Here is a 17,036-nt window from a genome sequence, read left to right as displayed (position 1 = left end):
ATCACCGAGATGACGCACGCTCGTGCCCGGTGAACATCACCGAGATGACGCACGCTCGTGCCCGGTGAACGTCACAGATGACGCACGCTCGTGCCCGGCGAACGTCACACGGGAGCGGACTTGCCAAGCAGACGGTTGTAGTTTCACAATAGTTGTGTGAACACAACCGTTGGCGCGATGACGCCCAGGCGCAAGGCCATCATCCTGGTGTCCTGCTGCCTGAGCCTGCTCATCGTGTCGATGGACGCGACCATCGTCAACGTCGCCATCCCGTCGATACGCGACGATCTGTCCGCGACACCCGCGCAGATGCAGTGGGTGGTCGACGTCTACACCCTCGTGCTCGCCTCGCTGCTCATGCTCTCGGGCGCCACCGGAGACCGGTTCGGGCGCAGGCGGGTCTTCCAGATCGGCCTCGCGGTCTTCGCGCTCGGGTCACTGGCCTGCAGCCTGGCGCCCACCATCGACGCGCTGATCGGCGCCCGTCTGCTACAGGGCATCGGCGGATCGATGCTCAATCCTGTTGCGCTGTCCATCATTTCGCAGATCTTCACCCAGCCGGTGGAGCGTGCCCGGGCGCTGGGCATCTGGGGCGGGGTGACCGGCATCTCGATGGCGGCGGGCCCGATCGTCGGCGGCCTGCTGATCGACACCATCGGCTGGCGGTCGGTGTTCTGGATCAACCTGCCGATCTGCGCCGCGGCCATTCTTCTCACCGCGATCTTTGTGCCCGAGTCGAAATCGCAGACCATGCGCAACGTCGATCCGATCGGTCAGGGACTGGCGATCATGTTCCTGTTCGGCACCGTCTTCACGCTGATCGAGGGTCCGGTGCTGGGCTGGACCAATCCGCGGGTGGTGGTGGCGGCCGTTGTCGTGGCGCTGGCCCTGGTCGCATTCCTGCGCTTCGAATCGCGGCGCCACGACCCGTTCCTGGATCTGCGCTTCTTCCGCAGCATCCCGTTCACGACGGCGACGGTCATCGCGATCAGCGCTTTCGCCGCGTGGGGGGCGTTCCTGTTCCTGATGTCGCTCTACCTGCAGGGCGAACGCGGCTTCTCGGCGATGCACACCGGTCTGATCTACCTGCCGATTGCAATCGGGGCACTGCTTTTCTCGCCGTTGTCCGGCCGCCTCGTCGGCCGCTATGGCGCGCGGCCGTCCCTGGTGATCGCCGGGGTGACGATCACCGCCGCGGCGACCATGCTGACATTCCTGACCGCGACGACGCCGGTGTGGTCGCTGCTGATGGTGTTCGCGGTCTTCGGTATCGGCTTCTCGATGGTCAATGCGCCGGTCACGAATGCCGCCGTCAGCGGGATGCCACTCGACCGGGCCGGCGCGGCGTCCGCGGTGACCTCGACGAGCCGCCAGGTCGGCGTGAGTATCGGTGTGGCGCTGTGCGGTTCGCTGGCGGGATCGGCGATGGCCACCGGTGGTGCGGACTTCGCGACCGCCGCGCGGCCACTGTGGTTCGTCTGCATGGCCCTGGGTCTGGTGATCCTCGGCCTCGGCCTGTTCGCGACGTCGCAGCGGGCGCTGCGCTCCGCCGAGCGACTGGCGCCGCTGGTGTCGGGAGCGCCTGAACCGGTGGGTGGTGCCCATGTCCGGTAACCCGCTCGCCGACGACGTCTGGCGCGACCTCGCCTCACTGGTGCTCGACCACCGCGACGGGTGGAAGCGCGCGGTCGTGGAACAATCGGGCCTGCCGTTCAGCAGGATTCGAATTCTCAAGCGGCTGAGCAAGACGCCGATGTCGGTCAAACAGTTGGCCGAGGCCGCGACCATCGACGCCCCGGCAGCCACGGTCGCGGTCAACGACCTGGAGCAGCGCGGGCTGGTCGTGCGCACCGTCGATCCGTCGAACCGGCGGTGCAAGACGGTGTCGCTGACCGAGGCGGGTCGCGATACCCTCCGAGCCATCGACGCCGTGCACGATCCGGCCCCGGACATGCTGGCCGCCCTCGGCGACGACGACCTCGCCGCTCTGCGCGTCATCCTGGACAAACTCGACGCGGGTTAGCGCTCCAGCACCGCCATCGCCGCGTTGTGGCCACCAATGCCCGACACGGCTCCGCCCCGACGGGAACCGGACCCGCACAACAGAATTCGATCGTGCGCGGTGGCGACACCCCATCGCTGGGCCGGCGTCGCGAGCGGCTCGTCGTCCTCGACGAACGGCCACGACAGCGCGCCGTGGAAGATGTTGCCGTCGGTCATACCCAGGGCATCGTCGAGGTCCGACGTCGTCTTGGCCTCGATGCACAACCGGCCCGACGAGTCCTGCATGATGACGTCCTGAATCGGCTCGGCCAGAACAGAGTTCAACGAGGTCAGCACCGCCGAGGTCAGAGTGTCGCGCAGCCGGTCAGGGGTGGCCGAGTCGGCCGGGCTGTGCGGGGTGTGCAGGCCGAACACCGTCAGCGTGTGTGCGCCCGCGGCCCGCAACGAATCGGACAGGATCGTCGGGTCGGCCAGGGTGTGGCAGTAGATCTCGCACGGCAGCGGATCGGGCACCGAACCGGCGGCCGCCTGCCGGTAGGCGGCGTCGAGTTGACGGTAGGTCTCGTTGATGTGAAAGGTGCCGCCGAAAGCCTGTTCCGGGGTGACACTTTCGTCGCGCAGTCGCGGCAACCGGGTGAGCATCAGGTTGACCTTGACCTGCGCGCCGGGGGCGAGTTCGGGTTCGGCCTCCCCGAGCAGGCGGGCCAGCACCGCGGGCGTCACGTTGGCGAGGATGTGCCGGGCGGCCACGACATGTTCGTCGTCGGCACACCGGTAGCGCACCTGGCCCTCCGGGTCGATCGCGTAAACGTCTGCGCCGGTGACGATCTCGGCGCCGAAGCCGGTGGCGGCGGCCGCCATCGCCTCGCTGACCGCCCCCATCCCGCCGATGGGCACGTCCCAGTCGCCGGTGCCGCCGCCGATCAGGTGGTAGAGGAAGCACCGGTTCTGCACCAGGGATTCCTCGTCGAGCCGGGCGAACGTTCCGATCAACGCGTCTGTCGCCATCACACCGCGGACGAGATCGTCGCCCACGGCCGAGGTGATCGCCTCGGCCAGCGGACGCTCGATCATCCACTGCCACGCGTCGCGGCCTCCGGCGCCGACCACTGCGCGGTGCGCCTCCGACCGGGTGCGCAGCGGCTCGGTCAGCGTCGGCCACAGCGCGGAGGTGACCGTTGCGCACTGCCGGTAGAACTCGCCGAAACCGGCCTCGTCTGCGGCGGCGCCGACGGCCCCGAACGTCGATTCCGGTCCGATCAGCAGGCCGCTGCGGCCGCCGTCGGACGGGTCGGGCGTGTAGGACGAGTACCGCCGCCGCGCCAGCCTGATCCGCGCGCCGAGGTCGTCGACGATGCGCCGCGGCAGCAGGCTGACCAGATACGAGTAGCGGGACAGTCGGGCGTCGATCCCGTCGAACGGATACAGCGAAACCGCCGCGCCGCCGACATGGCCGAGACGCTCGAGAACCCGGACACTGCGGCCGGCCTTGGCCAGGTACGCGGCGGCCACCAGGCCGTTGTGTCCGCCCCCGACAATGACGGTGTCGACGCGTCCCTCTGACATGGAATCAGTGTGCCGTCCCGTCAGGCGCGCGTTCCCGCTTCCGCGCAAGCCCGTTGCGCGTTCTCGGTGTCCTCGTTCACCTGGGCTGCTGCCGCATTGAAGCGGTCGACATCGGCGCGCAGGCCCATCAGCAACAGCAGTTTCGTCGCGGCCAGCGCCCAGGATCGCATGGGCGCCGCGAGCTGGGGTGCCAGCCCGGGCGTCCGCGATGCCGACAACGCCGTGCTCACGGCCGCCCGCAGTCCCGTCCTGCCGGAGGTGTTGGTGGAGGACACGAGCGGGTCGGAGTAGTCGGGATACACCTCTCCGAGTGCGATCACGTTGGCGAACCCGGAGTAGGTCAGCGATGCGAGGTCCAGGGCGCGAGCGAACTGCGTGCATGCCGCGATCGCCTCGGCGGGCGCCTGCGCGGGTTGCGCCGACGCGGTCGGCCCAGTCGCTGCACCGGAACCCAGCGCACTGCACAGGACCGCCGTCGCGGTGAGCACCCGGATACCCGAAATGACCGGCCTCCCGTCATCGGATGGAACGGAGGTTCACCATCGACGGTCAAACGGTCACGATGATGAACTTCCGATGATGAGCAGGGAGCGCGTGAAAGGCCGTTCGGCGGGCGAAGCCTGACCGGACAATTCTTCGTCCGTTTGCTGTCCGGAAACCCTCTGGCGTGATCATTCAACGGAATTGACGCGTCGGAAGGCCCCGGTAAATGCGGATATGGTCGCTCGTCCTGGCGGCGATCTGTGTGCTCGCGCCCGTGGGCGCGATGCCGCGGGCAGTTGCACAGCCGGCCCCGGAGCCCGGGTCACCGCCTGCGGTCGACGGGGTCCCGGCGCTGCCGCCATCACCGGCGGCTGTGCCGTCGTCCCCGCCCGGCTACCTCGCGACTCCCGACGGCTGGGAGTTGACCGTGGCCGCCAGGGACGAGACGCAGGTTCCCGTGGCGCCCCTGACGACGGCGCTCACCACACGGGAGTACCTCGTCGGGGGGACGTTCACCGGGACCGTGACCGGGGCGGGAAGCACCGAGCTGTCCGGCGGCTCGCTCGTGGTGGGGTATCGCATCGGTTGTGGCATCGTCGGCGGCCCGGTGGAGCTTTTCGCCACCGTGGGCGCCAATCCCAACATCGGGCCCAACGCCGTACTCGGCGCGGTGGAGTTCCCCGTCAACGGCCAGGCGAAGGTGAACCTCCGCCCCGGAACCGTCACCGTGGTGCCAGTCGGGGAGAAGAGCTTCAAGGGCAGCGATGTTCGTGTGACCGTGACCGGCTTCCGGGTGAAGGTCGACGGTTGCGTCGGGCAGTCGTTCCTACAGTCGTACGCGACGTTGACCGGTTCCACCACGGACACGTCGGACATCGTCACCTATGCCGGCCAGGTCAAGGTGGTCTGAGATGTCTGTCATCGCGGCGAGGGTCCTCGGGCTCGCTCTTCTGCTGTGCGCGTTGGGGTTCGCGGGGCAGATACCGCCCGCACCGGCGCAGCCCGACACTCGGGTGCCGCCCGTCGCTGATGTCCCCCCACCCGTCGCCGAAGTCCCGCCGCCGACCGGCGCCGTGCCGCCGCCTGCCGGTGCCGTGCCGTCCGGGCCCGCGGGCACCGTCCTCACGCCGGACGGGTGGGAGCTGACGGTGGCCGCACGAGACGAATACCAGGTGGCGGTGGCGCCACTGACGACAGCTCTGTCGTCGCGCGAATATCTGGTGGCGGCCACGTTCACCGGCAGTGTGAAGGGATCAGGAACCAGCGGGCTCGCCGGCGGCACCCTGGAAGTCGGATACCAAATCGGTTGCGGGATCAGCCTCAACGTCGTCAAGCTGAACGGATCGGTGGGCATCACCCCCTCGGTGACGCCGACGGGCCTGGGCAACACCAGAATTCCGGTGACCGCACAGATCGAGGTGTTTCCCCAGCCGGGTGAGGTCATCACCGTTCAGTTGACCCAGAAAGAGTTCGAGGGAACCGACCCGCGGGTGACCGTCAAGGACGTCCACGTCAAGATCGACGGCTGTATCGGCCAGTCGTTCCTGCGCTCGTACGCGATCCTGACCAGTTCGACGGACACCGCCGACGACATCGTGGCGTACTACGGCATCGCCAAGGCGGTGTGATGTGTTGCGGAGGGTGATCTCGGCCGTTGCGGTGGTCGGCGTCGGTCTGATGGCGGCGGCGAACGCCGATGCTGAGCCGTCGCCGCCTCCGCCGCCACCCGTCCCGCCCGCGGCGAATCCATTGTTCCCGTTGGCGCAGAACGGATCTCCGGTCACAGTCGGAGGGCTTCCCGCACTGCCCGATCTGTCAGGGCACACGGGCAATGAGTTCGTCCTCGGCCAGCACGCGGTGCCGTCCGCCCCGGGCTCGGCACCCGCTGCCCCGCCGCACCTGAATCCTTTCAACAACCAGTACCTGCTGCCGCAACACCTGGTGCCTTCGGCGCCCGGAGAAGGAGTGCTGTTCGGCGTCGAGCCCGGCCAGGAGAACGCCGACATTTCAGGAATCGACTACCTCAAGCGGCTCTACGAGAGCTACCGGGCCGGTGGCCTGGAGGGCGGCCTGATCGGCCGGCGCCCGGTGGAACAAGTGGGAAAACCATTGGAACCCAACCCGTGAGGATGTCATGACCCTACGCGCCCTGCGCCGCTCCTCGGTTGCCGCGGTATCCGCCGCCTGCCTGGTTGTCACGTCTGTGACACCGATTGCCGTTGCTGCGCAAAGGAATACATCGTCGGCTCAGCCGGTTCTCGTCGTGCACTCAGAGCGGTTGGATGCGCCTGCGCAGCCGTCGCGGTCCGTGCTGGTTTCCCTGGCGTCTGACGAATCACCGCTCGCGCACTCCGTCACACCCGCGCCGATCGAGTTCGCCAACGCGGTCGGGGCCGCCGCCTACCTCGCGTTCGCGGTCCCGTCGCTGCTGTTCACAATCCCGTTGCAGCTGCTCACCGGTCAACGGTCGGCGATCGTGACCTCGCTGAACAACATCATCACCGCGGTGAACACCATTCTGGCCCTGGTCGGTCGCTCCATCCCGCCCATTCCGACAGGAACACGCGAAGCTGCGCAGGACACCCGCTCCGATGCGCTGGTTTCCGACGATGGCCGCAACCGTCCCGAACGAAGCGCGTCGGAAGGGCCCGGACCCGGCGCGTCGGTGGGCGATCCGGCCGAATCCGTCGACGGCACGGCCGGCGAGATCGACGAGGCAGAGGATTCGGACAACGACGCGGCTGACACGACGCCAGTGGCAACCGACGTCGAGGCTCCCGAGCAGGACGATGACGAAGATCGAAACGTGGTACCGGCTGAAGAAGAGGACGCCGACGTCGACCCCGACACTGCTTCCACGCCCGAGGATCCGTCGGCGGTCGGCAACGACGGTAACGGGGATGAACGCCAAACCGACGATAATGACGGCACGTCCGATGCGTCGCAGACGGAGCATACGGATGAGTCACCATGAGGCCGGGCGACTGGTGTGATCGAAGGAGAACCCTGATGGCGCGCTTGCCGTACTTCGCGGCCCTGACCCTGGCCGGGGGGTTGATTGCTTCGGCGGTGACGGCGCCGACGGCTTTCACCCAACCGCCCGCACCGGTGGCCGGCTCCGAGTCGCCCGGCGACACGATTCGGGAACTCACCAATCAGGGTTTCGATGTCCAGATCAACTGGGTGGCGGGCCAACCCTCGAACATTCCGCTGTCGCAGTGCACCGTCACCCGTATCGACACCTCCGCGCCGCCCACCGCCTGGGTGTCGATCAACTGCCCGCCCGACGGCTCCCAGTAGGTCTCAGCCGAGGTAGCCCTCGACCTCGCCCTCGGGCCGCACCTGCGCGTCGTCGGGGTCGCCGCCGCTGGCGCGCAGTGCGCGCCGCTGGCGCAGCAGATCCCAGCACTGGTCGAGCTGCACCTCGAGCGACCGCAGCCGGGTGTGTTCCTCGGACTGGTCGATCTCGCGCTGCTGCAGTTTCTCGCGCAGCTCGCGCTCCTCGGCGACGAGCTCGTGCACCTGCGTCAGGATGTCCTGGTCTGTGTTTCCGGTGTTATTCGTGGCCACGGTGACCAGTGTGCAGCTATTTCGCGGCCACGTCCGCGGTCTAGGGTGGTCGGATGGCAACCAAACCCGAGATCGAATTTCCCGACGGCCCGGCACCGGCGGGGCTGGTGATCGAAGACATCGTCGTCGGCGACGGCCCGGAAGCGGTCCCGGGTGCCAACGTCGAGGTCCACTATGTCGGTGTCGAGTACGACACGGGCGAGGAGTTCGACAGTTCCTGGAACCGTGGCGAGTCGATAGAGTTCCCGCTTCGCGGCCTGATCCAGGGTTGGCAGGACGGCATCCCCGGGATGAAGGTCGGCGGCCGACGCAAGCTGACGATTCCGCCGGAGCAGGCCTACGGCCCCGCCGGCGGCGGGCATCGCCTCTCGGGCAAGACGCTGATCTTCGTCATCGACCTGCTGGCCACCCGATGACCCTTCCCGCCGAAATTGCATTCCAGCAGGCGCGCACTCGCACAAGCTCTGCTGGAATGCAATTTCGGCGGGGCTTACCGCGGGCCGGGGCTTAGCGCGGGCCGGGCAGCCGCAGCAACAGCCGCGCCCCGCCCAACGGGCTGGCCTCCAAAGACGCGGTGCCACCATGTAATTCGGCCTGCTGGGCCACCAGTGCCAGGCCCAGGCCCGAACCCGAGTGTGAGGCAGTCGAACCGCGCGAGAAGCGGTCGAACACCACCGTGCGTTCCTCCTCGGGCACCCCGAGACCGTCGTCGTCGATCGCGATCTCCACGCCCTCTCGGGAGCTGACCGCGGACAACTGCACCCGGCTCGCGCCGCCGTGCTTGACGGCGTTGGCGATCGCGTTGTCGACCGCCAGACGCAGACCCGCGGGCAACCCGACGATGATCACCGTCGGGGCGGGCACCAGCGACACCTCAAGATCCGGGTAGACGCGCATCGCGTCGTGCGCCGCGCGGTCGAGCAGTTCGGTGATGTCCACCGGCACGTGGTCGTCTTCGGTGGACAGCTCGCCCTGGGCCAGCCGCTCCAGCGCGCCGAGCGTGGCCTCGATCCGCGACTGGGTGCGGATGACGTCGTTGACGACCTCCTTGCGGCCCTCCTCGGAAAGGTCGAGCGTCGCGAGCACCTCCACGTTCGTGCGCATCGCGGTCAGCGGGGTGCGCAGCTCGTGTGCGGACACCGACGCGAAGTCGCGCGCGGACGCCAGCGCCGCCTTGGTGCGGCCCTGTTCCTCCCACACCCGCTCGACCAGTCCCTTGATCGCGTCGGCGATCTCGACAGCCTCGGTGGCGCCGCGGATGTCGATGTCCGGTGCCTCACCGCCTGCCTCGATCTGGCGGGTCTGCTGTGCGAGCCGCTTGAACGGCCGCACCGCGAACGCCGCCAGCAGCCATCCGCCGAACGTGGCGGCGCCCACCGCGAGCGTGCAGATGATCAGCACCCTGCGGTGCAGGTTGTTGGTGTCGGCGATGGTCGCGTCATAGGTCGCGCCGACGGCCACCGACATCGGTTCGGGTGTGGACAGCGCGACCGTGCGCACCCGGTAACGCACCCCGTCGACGTAGGTGTCGGCGTAGCCCGGCTCCAGCTCGGGTAGCACGACGTTCGAGTTGGACGTCACCTGTCCGCCCGTGCGGACGGTGATCAGCGCGTCCTGCCCGTTCGGGGACTTGGGGATCTCGTCGAGGCTGCGCGGCAGCAGCGGGATCGCGAAACCGGCCGCCTCGTCGAGTCGACGGTCGAGCCGCTCCTGGCGGTCGTTGGTGATGCCGACCCACACCACCGTGCCGACGATGCCGACGACGATCGCGGCGGCGATCGCGGTGGCGAACGCGACCCGCGTGCGCAGCGACGGCGTGCGACGGAAGATGCGGGACAGCGCGATCACGGCTGCCGCCTACTGCTGTCTGTTCTTCGCGCAAGCGCTCATCTGAGTTCTCTGTTCTTCGCGCAAGCGCTCATCTGAGTTCTCTGTTCTTCGCGCAAGCGCTCATCACTGCTGCCTGAGGACGAATCCCACCCCGCGGACGGTGTGCAGCAGTCGCGGTGCACCGTTGGCCTCGAGCTTGCGCCGCAGGTAGCCGATGAAGACGTCGACGACGTTCGTGTCGGCGGCGAAGTCGTAGCCCCACACCAGCTCGAGCAGCTGCGCGCGGGACAGCACCGCGGTCTTGTGTTCGGCGAGCACGGCCAGCAGATCGAACTCACGCTTGGTCAGGTCGACGTCGACGCCGTCCACCCGGGCCCGCCGGCCCGGGATGTCCACCTCGAGCGGGCCGACCGTGATGGTTTCCGACGAGAACGTCGCGGTCGACCCGCGCCGGCGCAGCAGCGCTTTGACCCGCGCGACGAGCTCCGCCAGCACGAATGGCTTGACCAGGTAGTCGTCGGCGCCGGCCTCCAGACCGGCGACACGGTCGTCGACGGACGAGCGGGCCGAGAGGACGCAGACCGGCACGTCGTTGTCCATCGCCCGCAGCGCGGTCACCACGGACACCCCGTCGAGAACCGGCATGTTGATATCCAGGACGATCGCGTCCGGACGGGTTTCGGTGGCGCTGCGCAGCGCCTCGGCGCCGTCGACGGCGGTGTAGACGTCGAACCCGGACAGCCGGAGGCCACGCTCGAGTGAGGCCAGGACGTCGGGATCGTCGTCGACCACGAGCACCTTGGGTGAGCCGGCACCACTGTCCATGCCTGCAATCTTGCCTGATGTGGGGCCGTCGCTGCGGGAACCTGGCCTCTTATCCGTGTGGCCCGTCGCCTGCCGGCGATGCATCGCCAAGGCGCTGGACCTCGCTTCGGAGTTGGTGGATCTCCTCCAGCAGTCTGTCGATGTGCGCGGTGGTGACGACGCGTCCCGCGGTGTCCTCGTCGGCGACCCGTTGCACTATCCACGAGGCCAGTGTCGCGGTGATCGAGCCGACGAGGCTGATGCCGCCGATCATCAACAGCACCGCGATCACCCGACCCGTGGAGGTGACCGGCGTCAGATCGCCGTATCCCACCGTGGTGATCGTCTCCATCGACCACCACAGGGCCTCGGCGAAATTCGTGATCTGCCCTCCGGGTTGCCCGCGTTCACTCTCCAGTACCGCCAAGGATGAGACGAACACGAGCAGCACAGCGCCGGAGACGGTGTACATCACGACCCGTCCCCGAATGGCGTGGCCGACCGCGCGCTGCAGCACGGCGACCAGCGTCACCAACCTCAGCAACCGCAATGGCCGCAGCAGCGGCAGCACCACGATCGCGAGGTCGAACAGGTGCCGGTAGAACCAGCTCCATCGGTTCCCGGCGAGGTTCAGTCGGACGACGTAATCGACGGCGAACATCAGCCAGGCAACGGCCATCGACACCCTGACCGCGGCGGCGGCCACGCCCGCGGGTTGATCAAGGACGTCAACGGTGTAGGCGGCGAGGAACACCACTGCCATTGCGGCGAGGGGCCACTCGGTGCGGCGCTCCCAGACCGCCAGTTTCGGCTCGGCCGTCACCACAACGACGTCTCCCTCCGGGTCGGGTCGTGATCCACTTGGTGCGTCTGCAGAACGTGCATGTATACCCCAGGGCGGCCGCGGGAAGCCATTGACCTCAATGTTCGTTGAGGTTCTACGGTGAAAACATGAGCTTGGAAACGGTTGCCCGGCAGTCGCTGTACCGGCAGACGCACGCGCGGGGCGGTGACCTGCACTCCCTGGCCGACCGTCGGCTACTCGGCAGGATCTGGCGGTTCGCCGCCCGGCATCACCGGCGGCTGGCGGTCTTCGTCGGGGTCAGCGTCGTCGGGGCGGCGCTGACGGTCGCCACGCCACTGCTGGCCGGCCGGGTGGTGGACCAGATCACCGGGGCAGGCAGCGCCGGGGTTGTCGTCATGCTGGCCGTCGTGATCGCGGCGGTAGCCTTCGCCGAGGCGGCGGTCTCACTGCTGACGAGGTGGCTGTCGTCGACCATCGGCGAGGGTCTGATCCTGGACCTGCGCACCGCGGTGTTCGACCACGTGCAGCGGATGCCGGTCGCGTTCTTCACCCGCACCCGCACCGGCGCGTTGGTCAGCAGGCTCGGCAACGACGTGATGGGGGCCCAGCGCGCGTTCTCCGACACGCTGTCCGGGGTCGTCGCCAACCTCGTCACGCTGACGTTGACGCTCGCGGTGATGCTGAGCATCTCATGGCAGATCACGTTGGCGGCGCTGGTGGTGCTGCCGCTGTTCCTGATTCCCGCGCGCCGCATCGGCACCGCGATGGCGCGGTTGTCGCGGGAAGCCGCCGCCCACAACGCGACGATGAACACCCAGATGACCGAACGGTTCTCGGCGCCTGGCGCGACGTTGGTGAAGTTGTTCGGGGACACCGCGGCGGAGTCGCGGGAGTTCGCGGTGCGGGCCGGACGGGTGCGCGATATCGGCGTGCGCACCGCGATGCTGCAGTCGACGTTCATGAACTCGCTGACGTTGATGTCGGCGCTGGCGCTGGCCCTCGTGTACGGGCTGGGTGGAGCGCTCGCCCTCGGCGGGCATCTACAGGCGGGGCAGATCGTGGCGCTGGCGTTGCTGCTGACCCGGCTGTACGCGCCGCTGACCGCGCTGGCCAACGCGCGCGTCGAGATCGCGACCGCGCTGGTCAGCTTCGAGCGGGTGTTCGAGGTGCTGGATCTGGTCCCGTTGATCCGGGAACGGCCTGGCGCGGTCGAGGTGCCGCGGGGGCCGGATCGCGGCGGGGTCGCCGTGGAATTCGACGACGTCCGGTTCTCCTACCCGGCCGCAGACCAGGTGTCGCTGGCCTCTCTGGAAGAGGTCGCCGAACTCGACCATCGCGGCGGGGAGGAAGTGCTACACGGCGTCTCGTTCACCGCACAGCCCGGGCAGGTGGTGGCTCTGGTCGGGCCCTCCGGAGCGGGCAAGTCGACGATCGCGTCACTGGCGGCGCGCCTGTATGACATCCAGTCGGGGGCGATCCGGCTCAACGGCACCGACATCCGCGACGTGACGTTCGCGTCGCTCAAGGACACCGTCGGCATGGTCACCCAGGACGGGCACCTGTTCCACGAATCCATCCGCGCCAATCTCATGCTGGCGGCTCCGGACGCGACCGATGACGAGCTCTGGGCGGCCCTGCGGCGGGCACGACTCGACGATGTCGTCGCCGCCATGCCCGACGGCCTCGACACCGTGGTGGGGGAGCGCGGCTACCGGCTCTCGGGCGGGCAGCGGCAGCGCTTGACGATCGCCCGTGTGCTGTTGGCCTCGCCGCAGGTGGTGATCCTCGACGAGGCGACGGCGTCGCTGGACTCGGAGTCCGAGGCCGCGGTGCAGCAGGCCCTCGCCGAGGCGCTGAAGGGTCGCACGTCGATCGTCATCGCCCACCGGCTGTCGACCGTGCGGGCTGCCGACGTCATCCTCGTCGTCGAGGACGGGTGCATCGTCGAGCGCGGTAAGCACCAGGAGCTGCTGGCCCGCGGCGGTCGCTACGCCGACCTGTACCGCACCCAGTTCGGCAGCAACCCCCGCCGAAATTGCATTCCGGCAGGCCCGCACTCGAACTTTCGCTGCCGGAATGCAGGTTCGGCGGGAGAGTTAACCGCTTGCGTGCAATGGGAAGATGTCCTAAGTGGCTGATACCGGGTTCGACTCTCTACGTGCGGCGCCCTCGATCGGGCCGCCGCCGAAACGGGTGAAGCCGAGTTCGGATCTGTGGCGGATGATGCCGTACCTGCTGCCCTACCGCGGCCGCTGGATCGTCATGATCGTGGTCGCGCTGGCCAGCCTCGCGGCCACCATCTCGATCCCGCTGATGACCAAGGCCGTGATCGACGGGCCGGTGCGCCACCAGGATCAGCAGGGCCTCTGGCTGGTCGGAGCCGCAGCCGTCGGTGTCGGAGTCACCGAGGCGGTGCTGTGGTTCATCCGGCGTTGGCTGGTGGCCCGCGCGACGATGGGCGTGGAGGCCGACATCCGCAAGCAGCTCTACGCGCGGCTGCAGATCCTGCCGATGTCGTTCCACGGCCAGTGGCAGTCCGGGCAGTTGCTGTCGCGAATCATGAACGACCTGAGCACGATTCGGCGGTTCATGTCGTTCGGCCTGATCTTCCTGATGCTCAACGTGCTGCAGATCGCCGTGGTCACCGCGATCCTGCTGGCGATGTACTGGCCGCTCGGCGTGGTCGTGTTGGTCTCGATCGTGCCGATCACGCTGACGGTGCTGCATTTCCAGCAGGAGTACACCCGGCTGTCGCGGCTCGCGCAGGACCAGGCCGGCCACGTCGCCACCCATGTCGAGGAGGCCGCGCTCGGGCTGCGCGTGATCAAGTCGTTCGGCCGCGAGGACTACGTCTACGAGCGTTTCGACGACCAACTCACCGACCTGTACGACACCCAGGTCAGCCGCGTGTCGGTGTCGGCGAAGTTCTGGACTCTGCTGGAGATCATCCCGAACCTGACCCTGATCGTCGTGCTCGGTTTCGGTGCCTACGCTGCGGGCCACGGCTACGTGACGATGGGAACCCTGGTGGCGTTCATCACGATGATGCTGTCGCTGGTGTGGCCGATCGCGTCGCTGGGCTTCCTGCTGTCGATGACCCAGGAGTCGTTCACCGCCGCGAACCGCATCGCCGAGATCTTCGACGCGCCACGGGAGATCACCGACGGCCCGCGCGATCAGGCACCCCGCGGCGGCCGGCTCGAACTCGTCGACGTCGGCTTCCGCTTCCCGGACTCCGCGTCCGGGGACTGGGCACTGCGCCACGTCACCGTCACCGTCGAACCGGGGGAGACGCTGGCACTGGTCGGCGCGACCGGATCGGGAAAGTCGGTGCTGGCGGGACTGCTGTCCCGGCTCTACGACGTCACCGAGGGCGAGATCCGCATCGACGCCCAGGACATCCGCGAACTGTCGCTGGACGCACTGCGCCGCACGGTGGCCACCGCGTTCGAGGATCCGACGCTGTTCTCGATGTCGGTCGCCGAGAACCTCCGACTCGGACGTCCGGAGGCGACGGACGACGACCTGCGCCGGGCCATCGACGTCGCCGCCGCGCAGTTCGTCTACGACCTGCCCTTCGGGCTGGACACCCGCATCGGTGAGCAGGGCATGAGCCTGTCCGGCGGTCAGCGTCAACGGATTTCGCTGGCACGCGCGATCCTGGCCGACCCGCGGATCCTGGTGCTCGACGACACCCTGTCGGCACTGGACGTGCACACCGAGGCAGTGGTCGAAGAATCGCTGCGTCGCGTGCTGCACGACGTGACCGCCATCGTCGTCGCACATCGCGCCTCCACCGTGCTGCTCGCCGATCGGGTCGCGCTGTTGCGAAACGGCACCATCACCCACGTCGGCACCCACGCCGAACTCCTCGCCAACGTGCCCGAGTACCGCTATCTGTTGGCCGCCGACGACGAGCTCGATGACGGCAGCGAACGCGAATGTGATTGGGAAGAGCAGGAAGAACGCGCCCGGCTGGACCGCGACGAGGAATGCGCCCGCGTCGACCACGAGGTGCTGGGAAGGCGCGCATGAGTGCCGACGGGGAATGGCGCGGGAAGTACGACGAACACACCGACCTCCCGATCGACGAGACGGTGCCGCGGCGGCGTGAGGCGCGGTCAATGCTGTACTCGCTGCTGCGCCCGTACCGCTGGGTGGTGCTCGCGCTCGCGGTCGTCGTCGTGGTGGAAAACGCTGCCCGCCTGTCGGTCCCGCTGCTCGTGCAGAAGGGCATCGATGACGGGATCCCGCCGCTGCTCGCGGGCGAGCGCGCGACGACCCTGCTGACGATCGTGGCCGCGCTGTGCGGTGTCGTCGTGGTGCAGGCCTGCAGCCGGATGTACTTCCTTCGCCGGTCAGGCCGAATCGGGCAGAAAGTCCTTCTGGAACTGCGGCGCCGGGTCTTCCGCCACTTCGGCCGTCTCGACATCGCCTTCCACGACCGCTACACCTCGGGACGGGTGGTGAGCCGCTCCACCAACGACGTCGAGGCCATCCAGGACATGCTGGAGACCGGGTTCGACAGCCTGATCACCGCGGTGCTCACGCTTGTCGGCACCGCGGTGCTGCTGGTGGTGCTCGACGTCAAGCTCGGTCTGATGTGCCTGGCGGCGTTCCCGATCCTGGTGCTGCTGGTGATGTGGTTCCGGCGCGAGTCGTCGAAGACCTACCGCGAGGTCCGTGAGATCTCGGCGTTAGTGATCGTGCAGTTCGTCGAGACGATGACGGGCATCAAAGCGGTGCAGGCTTACCGCCGCGAGCCGCGCAACCAGCAGATCTTCGAGGACATCGCCGACCGCTACCGCGTCATCAACGAGAAGACGTTCAAGCTGCTGGCCGTGTTCATGCCCGGTGTGAAACTGGTCGGCAACCTCACCACCGGCGTGGTGCTGCTCTACGGCGGCTACCGGGTGCTGCACGGCGAGATGACGATCGGCACGCTGGCGGCGTTCCTGCTGTACCTGCGGATGTTCTTCGAACCCATGCAGGAGATCTCCCAGTTCTTCAACACGTTCCAGTCCGCGGCGTCGGCGCTGGAGAAGCTCGCCGGGGTGCTCGCCGAGAAGCCGGGTATCAGCGACCCGCCCCACCCGGTCGCGCTCGGTGAGGTCCGCGGTGAAATCGCGCTGCGTGACCTGACATTCGAATATGTGCCGGGTCGGCCGGTGCTGCCCGGACTGGATCTGGTGATCCCGGCCGGACAGACCGTCGCGCTGGTCGGCACCACGGGCGCGGGCAAGACGACCATCGCGAAGTTGATCACCCGGTTCTACGATCCGGTGGCAGGCACGGTGATGCTCGACGGAATCGATCTGCGTGACGTGGCACAGGCCGAGCTGCGCCGCCACGTCGTGATGGTCACGCAGGAGAACTTCATGTTCGGAGGCACTGTCGCCGACAACATCCGGTTCGGCAGGCCCGACGCCACCGATGACGAGGTGCGCGCGGCAGCACGCGCGGTCGGGGCACACACGTTCATCGGGGCACTGCCCGACGGGTATGACACCGACGTCGCCAAGCGCGGCGGACGGCTGTCGGCGGGACAACGTCAACTGGTCGCGTTCGCGCGGGCGTTCCTGGCCGATCCCGCGGTCTTGATCCTCGACGAGGCGACGTCGTCGCTCGACATCCCGAGCGAGCGGATGGTGCAGCGCGCGCTGGAGACCGTGCTGGCCGACCGGACCGCTGTCGTCATCGCCCACCGGCTTTCGACGGTGCAGATCGCCGACCGTGTGCTGGTGTTGGAGCACGGACGGATCGTCGAAGACGGCGCGCCCGACGAGCTCACCGCGCGCGACCACGGGCACTATGCGGCGCTGCACCGGTCCTGGGTGCAGTCGCTGGCGTAGCCACGCGTCTGGTTTCCGCGAAATCCCACCCCCCCGCGAGCGTTCGGCCTTAGGCTGGCCTTCGTTCATCAGCAAATTCTGGGGGGATCGCATGGGTTATGCGCAGTTCGTGGGTCGGGTCG

General features: G+C 68.1%; 17 protein-coding genes. 11 read left to right on the top strand and 6 right to left on the bottom strand.

Annotated elements, in window-relative coordinates; genetic code table 11:
* Positions 1-177 precede the first annotated feature (177 nt).
* Positions 178-1,614, top strand: a complete 1,437-nt coding sequence (locus BN976_RS13680) for an MFS transporter (protein WP_036371273.1) — start codon at positions 178-180, stop codon at positions 1,612-1,614.
* The gene (locus BN976_RS13675; protein ID WP_036371480.1) at positions 1,604-2,023 is read left to right on the top strand and encodes a MarR family winged helix-turn-helix transcriptional regulator; all 420 of its coding nucleotides are present in this window, start codon (positions 1,604-1,606) and stop codon (positions 2,021-2,023) included. The genes BN976_RS13680 and BN976_RS13675 overlap by 11 nt, the downstream gene beginning before the upstream one ends.
* On the opposite strand, the gene BN976_RS13670 is transcribed toward BN976_RS13675, so the two are convergent.
* A complete protein-coding gene (locus tag BN976_RS13670) occupies positions 2,020-3,570 on the bottom strand; it encodes a phytoene desaturase family protein (protein ID WP_036371272.1) in 1,551 nt (516 codons plus the stop codon). The genes BN976_RS13675 and BN976_RS13670 overlap by 4 nt on opposite strands.
* A gap of 20 nt (positions 3,571-3,590) precedes the next feature.
* The gene (locus BN976_RS13665; RefSeq protein WP_199558938.1) at positions 3,591-4,058 is read right to left on the bottom strand and encodes an Rv2240c family protein; all 468 of its coding nucleotides are present in this window, start codon (positions 4,056-4,058) and stop codon (positions 3,591-3,593) included.
* Between the two features lie 221 nt (positions 4,059-4,279).
* Between BN976_RS13665 and BN976_RS13660 the strand changes: the two genes are divergently transcribed.
* The 5 genes from BN976_RS13660 (at position 4,280) to BN976_RS34390 (ending at position 7,353) form a co-directional block, all read left to right on the top strand.
* Positions 4,280-4,963: an MspA family porin gene (locus tag BN976_RS13660; protein ID WP_036371270.1), complete on the top strand. Its 684-nt coding sequence runs from the start codon at positions 4,280-4,282 to the stop codon at positions 4,961-4,963.
* 1 nt (position 4,964) lies between these two features.
* Positions 4,965-5,681, top strand: a complete 717-nt coding sequence (locus BN976_RS13655) for an MspA family porin (RefSeq protein ID WP_011782160.1) — start codon at positions 4,965-4,967, stop codon at positions 5,679-5,681.
* 1 nt (position 5,682) lies between these two features.
* The gene (locus tag BN976_RS13650) at positions 5,683-6,180 is read left to right on the top strand and encodes a hypothetical protein (RefSeq protein ID WP_036371268.1); all 498 of its coding nucleotides are present in this window, start codon (positions 5,683-5,685) and stop codon (positions 6,178-6,180) included.
* Positions 6,181-6,496: 316 nt separating this feature from the next.
* A complete protein-coding gene (locus BN976_RS13645; RefSeq protein ID WP_133167674.1) occupies positions 6,497-7,027 on the top strand; it encodes a midas domain-containing protein in 531 nt (176 codons plus the stop codon).
* A 35-nt stretch (positions 7,028-7,062) separates the two neighbouring features.
* Positions 7,063-7,353: a hypothetical protein gene (locus tag BN976_RS34390; RefSeq protein ID WP_011782157.1), complete on the top strand. Its 291-nt coding sequence runs from the start codon at positions 7,063-7,065 to the stop codon at positions 7,351-7,353.
* 3 nt (positions 7,354-7,356) lie between these two features.
* On the opposite strand, the gene BN976_RS13635 is transcribed toward BN976_RS34390, so the two are convergent.
* The gene (locus BN976_RS13635; protein WP_011782156.1) at positions 7,357-7,623 is read right to left on the bottom strand and encodes a DUF2630 family protein; all 267 of its coding nucleotides are present in this window, start codon (positions 7,621-7,623) and stop codon (positions 7,357-7,359) included.
* Between the two features lie 53 nt (positions 7,624-7,676).
* Between BN976_RS13635 and BN976_RS13630 the strand changes: the two genes are divergently transcribed.
* Positions 7,677-8,039, top strand: a complete 363-nt coding sequence (locus BN976_RS13630; RefSeq protein ID WP_011782155.1) for an FKBP-type peptidyl-prolyl cis-trans isomerase — start codon at positions 7,677-7,679, stop codon at positions 8,037-8,039.
* A 91-nt stretch (positions 8,040-8,130) separates the two neighbouring features.
* Here BN976_RS13630 and BN976_RS13625 read toward each other — a convergent pair whose 3' ends face one another.
* The 3 genes from BN976_RS13625 to BN976_RS13615 form a co-directional block, all read right to left on the bottom strand.
* Positions 8,131-9,471, bottom strand: coding sequence for a HAMP domain-containing sensor histidine kinase (locus tag BN976_RS13625; protein ID WP_036371266.1), 1,341 nt, complete (start codon positions 9,469-9,471; stop codon positions 8,131-8,133).
* 105 nt (positions 9,472-9,576) lie between these two features.
* Entirely contained in the window at positions 9,577-10,278 is a 702-nt protein-coding gene (gene prrA, locus BN976_RS13620) for a two-component system response regulator PrrA (protein WP_011782153.1), read from the bottom strand.
* A 49-nt stretch (positions 10,279-10,327) separates the two neighbouring features.
* Positions 10,328-11,080, bottom strand: a complete 753-nt coding sequence (locus tag BN976_RS13615) for a potassium channel family protein (protein WP_036371476.1) — start codon at positions 11,078-11,080, stop codon at positions 10,328-10,330.
* 128 nt (positions 11,081-11,208) lie between these two features.
* On the opposite strand from BN976_RS13615, the gene BN976_RS13610 reads away from it, so the two are divergent.
* The 3 genes from BN976_RS13610 to BN976_RS13600 are packed head-to-tail and all read left to right on the top strand — an operon-like array spanning position 11,209 to position 16,914.
* Entirely contained in the window at positions 11,209-13,200 is a 1,992-nt protein-coding gene (locus BN976_RS13610; protein ID WP_036371265.1) for an ABC transporter ATP-binding protein, read from the top strand.
* Positions 13,193-15,097, top strand: a complete 1,905-nt coding sequence (locus BN976_RS13605) for an ABC transporter ATP-binding protein (protein WP_036371264.1) — start codon at positions 13,193-13,195, stop codon at positions 15,095-15,097. Before BN976_RS13610 ends, BN976_RS13605 begins: the two co-directional genes overlap by 8 nt.
* Positions 15,094-16,914, top strand: coding sequence for an ABC transporter ATP-binding protein (locus BN976_RS13600; protein ID WP_036371263.1), 1,821 nt, complete (start codon positions 15,094-15,096; stop codon positions 16,912-16,914). Before BN976_RS13605 ends, BN976_RS13600 begins: the two co-directional genes overlap by 4 nt.
* Positions 16,915-17,036 lie beyond the last annotated feature (122 nt).

The sequence above is a fragment of the Mycolicibacterium austroafricanum genome (genome assembly GCF_000612725.1).
In the GTDB taxonomy this organism is placed as follows: domain Bacteria; phylum Actinomycetota; class Actinomycetes; order Mycobacteriales; family Mycobacteriaceae; genus Mycobacterium; species Mycobacterium austroafricanum.
This window is presented reverse-complemented; position numbering and strand designations above follow the sequence as displayed.